13 protein-coding genes are annotated in these 13589 nt (G+C 30.9%); 7 read left to right on the top strand and 6 right to left on the bottom strand.

Features of this window, described 5'->3' with window-relative positions:
* Positions 1 to 35 precede the first annotated feature (35 nt).
* The 6 genes from thiH to T483_RS0107970 form a co-directional block, all read right to left on the bottom strand.
* Positions 36 to 1196 carry a 2-iminoacetate synthase ThiH gene (gene thiH, locus T483_RS0108000; protein ID WP_026886380.1) on the bottom strand — a complete coding sequence of 387 codons (1161 nt, stop codon included), beginning with the start codon at positions 1194 to 1196 and terminating at the stop codon, positions 36 to 38.
* Between the two features lie 10 nt (positions 1197 to 1206).
* Complete coding sequence (locus T483_RS0107995) at positions 1207 to 1977, bottom strand: thiazole synthase (protein WP_026886379.1); 771 nt, start codon at positions 1975 to 1977, stop codon at positions 1207 to 1209.
* Positions 1978 to 2182: 205 nt separating this feature from the next.
* Entirely contained in the window at positions 2183 to 2380 is a 198-nt protein-coding gene (gene thiS / locus T483_RS0107990; RefSeq protein WP_026886378.1) for a sulfur carrier protein ThiS, read from the bottom strand.
* A 321-nt stretch (positions 2381 to 2701) separates the two neighbouring features.
* The gene (locus T483_RS0107980) at positions 2702 to 4339 is read right to left on the bottom strand and encodes a putative ABC transporter permease subunit (RefSeq protein ID WP_026886377.1); all 1638 of its coding nucleotides are present in this window, start codon (positions 4337 to 4339) and stop codon (positions 2702 to 2704) included.
* Positions 4332 to 5057, bottom strand: coding sequence for an ABC transporter ATP-binding protein (locus tag T483_RS0107975; RefSeq protein ID WP_026886376.1), 726 nt, complete (start codon positions 5055 to 5057; stop codon positions 4332 to 4334). Before T483_RS0107975 ends, T483_RS0107980 begins: the two co-directional genes overlap by 8 nt.
* Before the next feature lie 381 nt (positions 5058 to 5438).
* The gene (locus T483_RS0107970) at positions 5439 to 7481 is read right to left on the bottom strand and encodes a thioredoxin domain-containing protein (RefSeq protein ID WP_026886375.1); all 2043 of its coding nucleotides are present in this window, start codon (positions 7479 to 7481) and stop codon (positions 5439 to 5441) included.
* A 160-nt stretch (positions 7482 to 7641) separates the two neighbouring features.
* Between T483_RS0107970 and T483_RS31550 the strand changes: the two genes are divergently transcribed.
* The 7 genes from T483_RS31550 (at position 7642) to ilvD (ending at position 13330) form a co-directional block, all read left to right on the top strand.
* On the top strand, positions 7642 to 7794 hold the full coding sequence (locus tag T483_RS31550; protein ID WP_196244856.1) for a hypothetical protein: 153 nt from the start codon (positions 7642 to 7644) through the stop codon (positions 7792 to 7794).
* 149 nt (positions 7795 to 7943) lie between these two features.
* Entirely contained in the window at positions 7944 to 8129 is a 186-nt protein-coding gene (locus tag T483_RS0107960; RefSeq protein WP_026886374.1) for an asparagine synthase, read from the top strand.
* A 203-nt stretch (positions 8130 to 8332) separates the two neighbouring features.
* Complete coding sequence (locus tag T483_RS0107955) at positions 8333 to 9013, top strand: GntR family transcriptional regulator (RefSeq protein WP_026886373.1); 681 nt, start codon at positions 8333 to 8335, stop codon at positions 9011 to 9013.
* 65 nt (positions 9014 to 9078) lie between these two features.
* Complete coding sequence (locus T483_RS0107950; protein ID WP_026886372.1) at positions 9079 to 10017, top strand: AEC family transporter; 939 nt, start codon at positions 9079 to 9081, stop codon at positions 10015 to 10017.
* Between the two features lie 493 nt (positions 10018 to 10510).
* Complete coding sequence (locus T483_RS30430) at positions 10511 to 10687, top strand: DUF1540 domain-containing protein (protein WP_080696945.1); 177 nt, start codon at positions 10511 to 10513, stop codon at positions 10685 to 10687.
* Between the two features lie 147 nt (positions 10688 to 10834).
* Positions 10835 to 11521, top strand: coding sequence for a FadR/GntR family transcriptional regulator (locus tag T483_RS0107935; RefSeq protein WP_026886371.1), 687 nt, complete (start codon positions 10835 to 10837; stop codon positions 11519 to 11521).
* A 138-nt stretch (positions 11522 to 11659) separates the two neighbouring features.
* Positions 11660 to 13330 carry a dihydroxy-acid dehydratase gene (gene ilvD / locus T483_RS0107930; RefSeq protein ID WP_026886370.1) on the top strand — a complete coding sequence of 557 codons (1671 nt, stop codon included), beginning with the start codon at positions 11660 to 11662 and terminating at the stop codon, positions 13328 to 13330.
* The last annotated feature ends 259 nt before the right edge of the window (positions 13331 to 13589 follow it).

The following is a 13589-nucleotide window of genomic DNA, read 5'->3' as shown; positions in this document are numbered from 1 at the left end:
TGTTTTTATCTAAATATATAAACATCTTATTAATTTTATAAATATACATAATCATTCATTACAGGCTGCAAGCCTTTAGACTTAATTGCTTCATACACTTCATCTACAGACCTGTTATCTGCAATTTCAAATTGATTATCTCCCCTGTCTTCTGCATCTTCCGCATGGCTTCCTATTCCTGTACTTACACCTGCTGAAATCTTAGTAGCTGCTAAGCCAATTACATTATTACGAAATCTTTCGCATTCTCTTGTTGAAATCGTAATATTAGCAAAAGGCATAAAAAGACGGTATGCTGTAATAACTTGCACTAGTTGTTTCTCATGCACATCCTTTGGATTAATTTTATCATTATTAATAATTGGTCTTAGCCTTGGACATGAAAATGCTATCTCGGCATGTGGATACTTTCTTTGAAGAAGGTATGCATGTACCCCTGTCGCAAAAGCATCTTTTCTAAAGTCATCTAGGCCAAGTAATGCTGCAAATCCAACACCACGCATCCCACCTTTTAGAGCTCTTTCCTGCGCATTAAGTCTATATGGAAATATGCGCTTATGCCCTTCAAGATGAAGTGTTTCATATTTATCTGAATTATAAGTTTCCTGGAATACAGTTACAAAATCTGCACCGCATTCTTGAAGATATTCATATTCATCAGAATTCATGGGATATACTTCTAATCCTACCATCTTAAAATACTTGCGTGCTATCTTACAAGCTTCTCCAATATATTTTACATCTGACATTTTTCTACTTTCACCAGTAAGCAGAAGCACTTCCTCCAAACCTGTTTTAGCTATTGCCTGCATTTCTTTCTCTATTTCATCGAAATTTAACTTCGCTCTGCGTATTTTATTATGACAGTTAAATCCACAATAAATACAATAGTTCTCACAATAATTCGCTAGATATAGTGGTGTGAACATGTAAACTGAGTTACCAAAATGCTTTCTTGTTTCCTCTTTAGCTAATTGAGCCATCTCCTCTAGAAACGGCATAGCTGCTGGTGATAATAATGCTGCAAAATCTTCTATTGTACGATAATCATTGTTCAAAGCTATTCTAACATCTGTTTCTGTATACTTATCATAATCATAAGCTTCCATATGATTAATTACTTTGTCCATTACATCTGATTCTAATACTTCCATCCCAGTCATATATTCCATGTGATTTATACGTTCTTCGCTCATAGTCTGCCTCCTAATCTTCTAAAAATCCAGTTAATGGTGAAGACGCAGAAGCACCTTTATCTAGAACTCTACCTAGTCCTGAAAGATATGCTGCACGTCCTGCTTCAATTGCTTGTTTAAATGCTCCTGCCATAGCTGGAATATCACCAGCTGTGGCAATTGCAGTATTAGCCATAACAGCTGCTACTCCCATTTCCATAGCTTCACAAGCTTGAGATGGTCTTCCAATCCCTGCATCCACAATAATTGGAAGATCTATTTCATCTACTAATATTTTTATAAATTCTTTTGTAGCTAAACCTTTATTAGATCCAATCGGTGATGCAAGAGGCATAATACATGCTGCTCCAGCATTAACTAGATCACGAGCCACATTTAAATCTGCATGCATATACGGCATTACTATAAAACCTTCTTTAGCAAGAATCTCAGTTGCTTTAATAGTCTCATAATTATCTGGAAGCAAATATTTTGAGTCATGAATTATTTCAACTTTTACAAAATCACCACAATTCATTGCTCTTGCAAGTCTTGCAATTCTAACTGCTTCTTCCGCATTTCTTGCCCCAGATGTATTTGGAAGCAATGTAACACCTTCTGGAATAAAATCCAAAATATTTTCACCTCCGTTTGTATTAGCGCGTCTTAATGCCAAAGTAATCATCTGTGCGCCTGCATTATCGACCGCAGCCTTAATTAAATTCAAATTATATTTTCCAGAACCTAGTATGAATCGTGATGAGAATTCATGTCCTCCAAGTGTTAATACATCTTTTTTCATTCCAATACTCTCCTTTAGCATTTTTCAGCAAGAACTAGCAGTATATAAAATTCGATTACTAAAATAAATTAATATGTATAACCAAATTATTAAATAAATAACTTAATTTAAAAGCTTGTCCTTTTCTAATCTAGATCTTGCAGTAAAATTATTATTTTTATTGTTGATAATATACATTAGTGATACTTCTGAATTTATTAATGCATCAGCCGCCTCCGACAAAGCTAATTACTTCTAAAGAATCACCATCTTTAATATTTGTCTGCTTATATTGGGATTTTGGCATTATCTCACCATTTAGCTCAACTACAATCTTATCTATTAAATATCCTTCACTGATAAGAAAGTCCTCTAACGATAATCCGGTTGCATTATCTGCCTCTTTTCCATTCACTTTTACCATTTAATCACCTCTTAAATATTTAATATAACTAAAAAAGGCCACACGAAAAAATACACCCAAGGTGGTGTACCCCTTCGTGTGACCTTCACACTCTGTAAATAATTATATCATTACACTAAGTTAGTGTCAAATTAACTTTAATTCAAAATGTCGTTATAAGTGGCTGCTATTGCTTAATATAACTATTTATAACATCCGCAATTTATTATAATTTTTCTCTCATACAGTCATTTCATTTCCTTATTACCAATTTGCTTTAATAAAAAATGCATTACAAAATCGAAAAACAAATTTTTGTAATGCATTTTTATCTTATTCTGACTATTCTTCATTATATATTTTATAAGCATTCCTTAATAAGCCTTTATATAAAAGACTACTTCCAACAAGCGAAATAATAATACAAATTCCAAGTATAACCAAATAATTCCTCAAAATTATGGCAACTGCCACTAATCCAGCTCCCAATATAAATATAATAAGCATAATTAACAGAGGTATATAATTGTTTTTAAACATTGCCTTTTCATTTTCCCATTCCAATTTTGGTGATCTAAAGTCTATATATAATCCCAATAAAGTTATCATAAGTATTGATCCAAATGAAGATATTGTTCCGAGCAATATTATGATAGGACTTACGTTTACTAGCAAGAGTCCTAAGACAACTATAACCATCCCAAATTCATTTATAAATAATGATGAAAGAATCTTAGAGTATAGCTGAGTTTTATATTCTACTGGAATATACTTCGATACAATAAAATCTTTACCTTCTCTTGAAAGTGCACTTGCACCTGCTCCACCTGACATTATACATACCGTTCCACCTACAAATGCAATTGCTATGGTAATCGCATTCCATTTGGGACTACTATTTAATAAATACCTATACTCTGATAGTTTACCACCAGAAAAAAATGCAACACCCATTACTGCCGGCATGTAAAACATCATCGCTATGCAATTAATAAAGAATTGAGGAGTTCTGAATAAGATTTTAACATCTCTTATAATTAATGCTTTTAATTTTGAATTTTCTTTTATTATTTTATCTGCCTTACCGTTTTCTAATATATTTTCCCTCTTGCTATAAGTTTCAGAAATCCCTATTACTCCCTTTAAATATAACTTTCCTCCTATATAATAATATATTATGAAAACTATTAAACTTAGACATAAAGACATAAGTATATTAAGCAAACCTCTAATATCATTATTATATAATAGCCCATTCGAAGAAAATCTACTTGTTATGAAAATATCATTTAGTGTACTTATCGCGCTGTTATTTCCATCTGAAAATCTTTGAATCATTTGCTGTGAATTTGTACTTCTTCCAGAACTTGATGTAAAAAGATTGAATCCTACTATCAATATTAGTGATGCACACCCTGTAAATACTCTAAATGCATCTTTATGCTTAGATAAGCTAGTAAACCTCATAAGAATCATGCATATTAATGATGCCAATACCATCGGTATAATAGGAGTTATTAATAACACTATAATTCCATATAAATAATATACAAAGCTTGCCTTTGACACAATTCCATATACTATAAGTGGCAAAATTAACATTGATGTATACACATACATATTAATTAACACTGCCATGAACTTTCCAAATACTATTTCACTGCTTTTAAAAGGAAGTGGCAATATAACTTCAATATCATTTGAAAAGTATAGGATATTTATTATTGTATACATTCCAAAGATGAAAGAAACACTCTCCCCAATTGACAATATTATTGATAATAATATTCCTTCCTGCCTCATAGCATGAAGTGGTCCGTAACCTTCACCTATCATTACTGTGAAAGGCATAGAGAGCATAACCACAACAAATATCATTAGAATTACTGCGAACACAGGCGTAATTTTTTTACCACTAGCAAACATTTCCTCAAATGCATTTCTTATAAAATATTTTGTTATTATCTTAAGCCTATTCATCTTGAATCATCTCCAAAAACATCTCTTCTAAGGATTCATTTTCTTTAAACTCTTTTCTCATATTGCTTAGTGTTCCATTAAATATTAATTGACCTTTATTAATAATCGCGACTTTATCGCAGACTTTCTCTGCAACTTCCAACACATGTGTAGAAAAAATCACGGTATTTCCTTCATCAGCATGTTCTCTCATCATTTCTTTTAATGTAAATGCTGATTTTGGATCTAACCCTGTCATTGGTTCATCTAATATCCAAACTTTTGGCTTATGAATCAAAACTCCCATAAGAACTATCTTTTGTCTCATACCATGAGAATATGAATATATCTTATCTCCTAATGCCAAGTCCATTTCGAATCTCTTTGATATTTCTTTTACCCTTAACAATCTTTCTTCCTTTGAAACTCCATAAACATCGGCCATGAAATTTAAATATTCCATTCCACTTAATCTTAAAAACATATCCGGGCTATCTGGGACATAACCAAATTGCTCTTTTGCTCTAACTGGCTCTTTACTAATATCAATTCCGTTAATTTCAATTTTTCCTGATGTGGGCGCTATTATTCCAGTTATCATTTTAATAGTTGTTGTTTTTCCAGCCCCATTAGGCCCTAATAATCCATATATTTCTCCATCCTTGATTTCCAAATTTAAATTGCTCACCGCATTATAATTTCCATTATAACTTTTTGTTATATTGCTTATATTTATCATAAACTTATCCTCTCCTTGGAATTATTATACTAAAACTCGGTCTTATAACAACTTAAATAAATCTTAATTTTAGATTAATTATTCAGTTCTTTTTAACATACATCCATAATCTCCACAATTATAATCACCATATATACCATATGATATACATTTTGCTCCGCCATTACATAAACTTAAAAATCTGCATTCAGCACACCCTTTAGGAATGTCTATTTTAGTAAGAGGATGACTAAAATAGACATTAAACTAAATGATGCAAATATTGAAATTTAATTAAGTAGTATATAACTTCCAAACATATTACATATATCCTCAAAAACATGTTTAACTAGAATCTATATATTAGAAAAGACTTCGTTTAAATACTTCCTATTTACTATCTTATAATTTAGATAACATTTTTCTTAATTCATCAATATCATTTACTGGAGCCATACATGATTTTCCTTTACATAAATAATATGTAGATTTTTCATTTATAAGATCATATTCCTTAATAAATGGTACTAGATCTTCTATTTTATTTCTATTTTCATCATTCTTAATTAGTGTCGTTAAATTAAAAATAGCCCTTTCACTTAATAAATCTTTAACTTTTTCTTCTTCACCTTTATCATTAATAACACATACTAACTCTTGTGATTCATCTAACGCAAATGATGCTGCCATTAAAAAGAATGAATGATTTATCTCTTCATTAAATACTGATCCGCAAATAAAATTGAATTGCTTCTCTGCAATTTCTTCCAGACTTAAATCTCCAGTAAGTCTTGCAAGCTTTATTAAATTATACGCTGCAACAGAATTACCTGAGGGCATAGCTCCATCAAAAAGTTCCTTAGGCCTAGCTATTAATTTTTCACTATCTTCGCCATAAAGGAAAAATCCACTTTTTTCATTATCCCAAAATAAATTAATCATATCCTTGTTCACTTCAATCGCTTTATTCAAGAATTCAACATCATAACTGCTTTCATAAAGCTCTATAAGGCCAAAACAAAGAAACGCGTAGTCATCCAAGTAAGCTTTATGACGTGAATCATTATCTCTATACCTTGCAAGAAGCCTTTTATTTTCATCAACCAAGTTATTGAAAATAAACTCTACTGCTTTCTTAGCATATTCGAAGTATCTTTCATCCTCAATAACTTTATAGGCTTTTCCAAGTGCAGCTATCATAAGTCCATTCCATGAAGTTAGTATTTTATCATCTTTATGTAATTCTGTTCTATCACTTCTATATTGAAGTATTTGTTCACTGAGTGACTTTATACTATTATCTGACTTATGAAAGTTTTTGTTTTTTATCAAATTTAGAATACTCTTGCCCTCAAAGTTTCCTTCAATGGATATGTCAAAATAATCATTAAAATATGTACCGTCCTCTTCTCCCAAAACATTTAAAATTTCTAAAGGTTCAAACACATAATATTTTCCCTCTTCACCTTCACTATCTGCATCCTCCGCACAGTAAAATCCACCATCTTTACTAGTAAGTTCTCTAAATACATATTCAAGCACTTTTGTTGCTACCTCTTTGTAAATCTCATTTTTTGTAACCTCGTATCCCTCTAAATACGCAATAACCAATAAAGCATTATCATAAAGCATCTTTTCAAAATGTGGTACTAACCATTTACTATCAGTAGAGTATCTTGAAAAGCCAAAACCTATATGATCAAATATTCCACCTCTATACATAGAAATCAAAGTTTTTTCAGCCATTTCTAAAGCTTTAATTTCTTTATGAGATTTATAATATCTAAGCAAAAACATTATTATATGAGGCGTCGGAAATTTAGGTGCATCACCAAAGCCTCCATACTTTTCCTCAAAAGCGTGTGAAATTTGATTATATCCATTTTTTAATGTCTTAGATGTCAACTTCATTTTGCTTGTTTTACCATCAAAATAGCCACCAAGTTCTGATAAAATACTATCACCAGATGATATAAGCTTATCCTTATTATCCTTCCATTGCTTATTTATTGAATTTAAAATATCTATAAGTCCTGGCATATTATACTTAGCTTTTTTGGGAAAATAAGTACCTGCAAAAAATGGTTTTTGATCTGGAGTCATTATCACTGTAAGCGGCCAACCTCCATGACCAGTTAAGGCTTGGCAGACTGTCATATAAACACTATCGATATCCGGCCTTTCCTCTCTGTCCACTTTAATTGCAATAAAATTATTATTCATAATTTCTGCAATTTCTTCATCTTCAAATGATTCATGAGCCATCACATGACACCAATGACAAGTTGAATAACCAATTGATAGAAAAATAGGCTTATCTTCCTCTTTAGCTTTTGCAAATGCTTCATCACTCCATGAGTACCAGTTTATCGGATTGTTCGCATGCTGCAGTAAATAAGGAGATTTTTCATTTATTAAATTGTTGGTTTTTATTGTAGATAACATATAAACAACACTCCTTTTATAATCTATTAAAATTATCTTTGCCATGCTGAAAAAATATATACACTGATGTAATACATGTAATAAAAAGCTTATTACATTATTATTTTCAGATTAAAATCTTTCTAGATATCCATACTATACTTATGAAAGGAGTGATAGTATGAGTAGTGATAGCAATAAATTTGATAATGAATTCAGTGATTTATCCACAGAAGATATATATTTCATAAGACAAATAGAAAAAAGAATAAATGAACACCATAATCCTCCAGTATGCCTCATAGCATATGATAAACAAAATGAAGGTAAGTAAATTTTATAAAAGATATAATTTAATATTTTTTACAAATCATTACTTAGCATAAAAAACTTTTAAAGTGGAAAGTTATTAATGTAAATAATAACTCTTAGATTTATAAGAATATTATTAATAAGCTCTACTAGTTTAAAGGAGGGATAAATATGAGAATTCGAGAAGGAGCAATACCAACTGCATTAGGTACAGTTGTAACAGGTGTAGGTGCAGCTATGGTAGCAATAGAGGTAGCACCAGTTATCGCTGCTGGAGTCGTTGGATTCGGTGCAGCTCACGTAGTTCTTGGAGCTATAGATTTAGTTGAACATAAAAAACACCATAGAAGAAGATAAATAAAATGTGATGTAATATAGTTATCTTGCCTGGTAGATTATAAATTTAATTCACCAGGTTTTTTATTTATACAATTTGATTTCACTCATATTGATTATTTGGTATTTATAGATTATACTAAAATTAATTTGTCGACAGTATACATTGTATAAATATTGAAATTAATTAGTCACTTTAACAAAACCTGTAGGAGGATATAATAATGGAAAAATATAAAATTGAAAAAGCCCCTTCTTACTATGATCAAGCTTACACTTCGATAAAAGCTATGATATTTAATGGCATTCTGAAACCCGGAGATAGAATCTATGAATCTAAACTTGCCAGCGAATTTCAAATAAGCAGAAGTCCAGTAAGAGAAGCCATACGTTCTTTGGAAAAAGACGGACTACTTGTTATTGGAGATAAATCAAAAATTACAATTTATAAGCCAACCAAAGAAGACATCGAAAATATTTATGAATGTCGCCAAGCTTTAGAATCTCAAGCTGCAAAGTTAACTACTCTTAAAGCATCTAACAAAGAATTAGATAAAATTGAAAAAATATTATTAGAAATCAAAAAAAATATAGATAACTTTGATGATACACTTACTAAAAATATTATTGAACTCAATACTAAATTTCATGATTTAATCTTAGATTTCAGCCAAAATAATCATCTAAAAAAATTGAGTAAAGATTTGAGTTCACTTACTTACTTTTATAGATCTATAGATATTTATGAACCTGAGCGTAATATGGATATTTTCAATCATCATCTTGAGATATTTCATTGCATTAAACAAAGAGATGAAGAAAAAGCATATAAAGCTATGTATAACCATATAGGCAATGATTTAAAACATTTGAAAAATATCTTATCAGTGGATTTCATTGTATAAGCCAAAGTGTAATCCATTATTCTTTAATTCAATTAATTTAAATATATATTAAAGGAGAATTTATAATGGTTATTTTTAATGCATTAGGAAGTGTATTCAGTATAGTTCTTATGATTTCTACTGGATTCTTTTTATCTCATAAAGGCTGGTTTGATGAAAAAACTTCGAAGCTTTTTTCAAGACTAGTATGCAATCTCGCTATCCCCTGCCTCATGATTTCACAATTTGCAGAAAGCTTTGATAAAGATAAACTGTTAAATCTTGGTGGTGGATTATTCGCTCCATTTACCTCCATGGCAATCGGTTATATAATTGCCGTAATTATTTCTAAAGCTATTAAAGTAGAAAAGAAACGAATTGGTACCTTTAGATCAATGTTTTTTGTATCCAATTCTATATTTATTGGCCTTCCAGTGAATATGGCTTTATTCGGTGAAAAAAGCATCCCGAATGTGTTATTATACTACATAGCAAATACTACTTTTTTTTGGACACTCGGTGTATATGAAATTAGTAGAGATGGAGATTCTACCAATGCCAATATCATCTCCTTTGATACAATAAAACGGATTATGTCACCCCCGCTGTTAAGTTTTACGTTTGCCGTTTTGCTTATATTGCTTGATATTCATCTTCCAAAATTTGTTCTGGACACTTGCAAATATTTCGGTAATTTAACAACACCATTAGCTATGTTGTTTATAGGGATAACAATTCACTCTGTTAATTTCAAAGAATTTAAATTTAGTTGGGACATGCTAGCAATAATTTTAGGAAGGTTTATCATTTCCCCAATATTAATTTTATTATTATGCAATTTTGCAAATACTCCTTTACTTATGAAAGAAGTGTTTGTTATCCAAGCAGCAATGCCAGTTATGACTAATACAGCAATAGTATCTAAACGTTATAATGCAGATTACGAATATGCAACAATAAATACAATAATAACAACTATTTTCAGCCTAATTGTCATTCCTATTTATATGTTATTGTTAACTTAAACTCAGAAATATATATTAAACCACTATATACTTATAATATATATTTTCTGTATTGCTAAAATTTTAATGATAAACTTTATTCCTTAACAATACAAAAAAGAGCAGCTTTTAAAACTACTCTTTCTACTGCTAAATTATATATCTACTTTTTATTAAACTTTACAATTTTAATTATATTAAAATCTATTTCTGTTTATTGGATGTGGTACTCGGTTTGCGTACCATTGAATAAATTACAAATACTGTTATTATTACAAATGTCATCTGTACCCCCCCTAATCTAATTGTTAATTATATATTACTATAATTATGTAATCGTATCAACGAACAATTAGTGGTATGAAAAGATAAAAAATACATTTTGTAAAATAATAAATAAAATTATCTTTAGTCATTTATTGAAAAATATAACTTATATTTTTTCGTATAAAAAAATTCAATTAACTAATAATACTATTGTTAATTAAAATAATATTATTAGGAGGTAACAACTATGAAACCAGAAAAAATGGACTCACCAAACCAAGGAATCAAATGTGTTGTTAATACATGTCAATATTATATGTCAGGTGATCACTGTTGTGCAGAAAAAATAGAAGTACAACCTAAAAATGCTAGCGATACTCAAGAAACAGACTGTGCTACATTCATCCCTGAAAATCAAATCTAATTTTATCTATGAGCTCGTTGGAATTATTCTGACGAGCTTTATTTTTGTTTTTATAACAATTATCAATCGTAAGACATCAGACATCACCCTTGAAAGATACACTTTTTTATTATATTATATAGACATAACCTAAAAGGAGGTTTGTTTATGCCACGAAAAGAAAAAAGCTTATCAGAAAGTGTTGCTGATGATATACTAGCAATGATTACTATAGATAAAAGATTTAACATTGGTGATAAACTGCCAAATGAAAATGAGCTTTCAACTGAATTAAAAGTAAGCAGAACTACTCTAAGAGAGGCCATTCGTATTTTAGTTGCCCACAATATTTTAGAAATTAGACGAGGTAAAGGTACATTTGTATCAGAACTAAAACACATTAATGAGAACATAGGTTTAGAGAATATTTCTACTCAAAAATTAGATGTTAAAGATTTATATGAAATGAGATTAATTTTTGAACCTGAAACGGCTTACTATGCTGCTAAACGTGCTACTGATAAGGAATTAGAAAGAATACTCTACTACGGAAAACTTGAAGAAGAAATGATCTTAAATAATGAAGATCGAACAGAAGTTGAGAGATCCTTCCATAAATCTATCGCAAAAGCCACTCACAATGAATTTATGAATAAACTGATGCCTATATTATATAAAGCAATTGATAATGGTGTTATTTTATCTGATGAAAATAAATCAATTCTTCAAAATACTTTAAACGATCATCGTATGATAATGGAATTTTTGGAGGCTCGAGATGCTGAAGGTGCAAAAACTGCAATGAAACTTCATATTATTCGGGCGATGAAAGACTTGGATATATCTAATGAATAAAAAAAAGTGCTAATTCTTTATATTGTAGAAATAGCACTTTTTTATTTTGAATTGACTTCTGTAATTGACAGCAGACATCATACAACATATAATAAAAATATACAACGCGATAATTTTTATATAGAAGGAGATTATGCTATGAGAAGTGATGTTATAACAAAAGGATCTAAAAGTGCACCTCAACGTTCATTACTTAGTGCATTAGGTTTAACAAAGGAAGAAATAGAAAGACCTCTTATTGGTATCGTTAGTTCACAAAATGATATAGTACCTGGTCATATGAATTTAGATAAAATAGTAGAAGCTGTAAAAATGGGAGTTTCAATGGCTGGAGGTACTCCAATTGTCTTTCCTGCAATTGCCGTTTGTGATGGTATTGCTATGGGACACGAAGGAATGAAATATTCATTAGTTACAAGGGATTTAATCGCAGATTCTACTGAAGCTATGGCAATGGCGCATGCCTTTGATGCATTAGTAATGGTTCCTAATTGTGATAAAAATGTTCCTGGACTTTTAATGGCTGCAGCTAGGGTTAATATTCCTACTATCTTTGTGAGCGGCGGACCAATGCTTGCCGGAAAAGTTGACGGATGCAAGACAAGCCTGTCAAGTATGTTTGAGGCTGTTGGTGCTTACAATGCTGGAAAAATTACCGCTGAAAAATTAGATGAATATGAAAATAACGTATGCCCTACTTGTGGTTCTTGTTCAGGAATGTATACTGCAAACAGCATGAACTGCTTAACAGAAGTACTTGGTATGGGACTTCAAGGTAATGGTACAATCCCTGCAGTTTATTCTGAAAGAATAAAACTTGCAAAGCATGCCGGTATGAAAATCATGGAACTACTTGAAAAGAACATAACACCAAGAGATATTATGACAAAAGATGCATTTATGAATGCCATGACTATGGATATGGCTCTTGGTTGCAGTACAAATAGTATGCTGCATTTACCTGCAATTGCACACGAAGTTGGTTTCGATTTAAATGTTGATATCGCTAATGAAATTAGTGCAAAAACACCAAACCTTTGTCATCTTGCTCCTGCAGGACATACTTATATTGAAGATCTAAATGACGCTGGTGGGATTTATGCGGTTATGAATGAAATAAACAAGCTTGGTTTATTAAAAACCGACCTACTAACATGTACAGGAAAAACTATTGCCGAAAACATTGAAGGATGTATAAATAAAAATCCTGAAGTTATTAGACCTATCGAAAATCCATATAGTCAAACTGGTGGTATAGCAGTTCTTAAAGGAAATCTAGCACCTGATTCATGTGTCGTTAAGCGTTCGGCTGTTGTACCGGAAATGTTAAAACATGAAGGTCCAGCTAAAGTGTTTGACTGTGAAGAAGATGCCCTTGAAGCCATAAATACAGGAAAAATTGTTGGTGGAGATGTTGTTGTTATTAGGTATGAAGGTCCAAAAGGAGGTCCTGGAATGAGGGAAATGCTTAATCCAACTTCTGCAATTGCAGGAAGAGGACTTGGAAGCTCCGTTGCTCTTATAACAGATGGGCGTTTTAGTGGCGCAAGTCGAGGCGCTTCAATTGGCCACGTTTCTCCTGAAGCCGCTGTTGGTGGCAACATTGCTTTAATTGAAGACGGAGATATAATTCAAATTGATATCAATGCTAACACAATTAACTTTGTAGTTACTGATGAAGAATTAGCAATAAGAAAAGCAAACTGGAAACCAAGAAAACCAAAAATAACGACAGGTTATCTTGCAAGATATGCCGCTCTTGTTACATCAGGAAATAGAGGTGCTATCTTAGATATTCCTAAATTTTAATTGAATTACTATTAATTATATACTTAATTTAAATAGTAAAATTAATATACTTTAGTTAATTATAATATAGCTGCAGATTTCTAATCTAGGAATAATTCCTATGACTAGAATTTCTGTAGCTATATTCTTTATTGCCAAATAACAAGACATCCCCTTAACATTTGATATCTTGATATTTCCTTCTTTCTATATAAATATAATAATGATTGCAATTTTTTAATTACATCCCCTACTCTCATCCTGCTAAAAAACAATTTAC

It is taken from the genome of Clostridium beijerinckii HUN142, assembly GCF_000621745.1.
Taxonomy (GTDB): domain Bacteria; phylum Bacillota; class Clostridia; order Clostridiales; family Clostridiaceae; genus Clostridium; species Clostridium beijerinckii_A.
The sequence above is the reverse complement of the archived record's forward strand: the minus strand, read 5'-3'. Positions and strand labels throughout refer to the sequence as shown.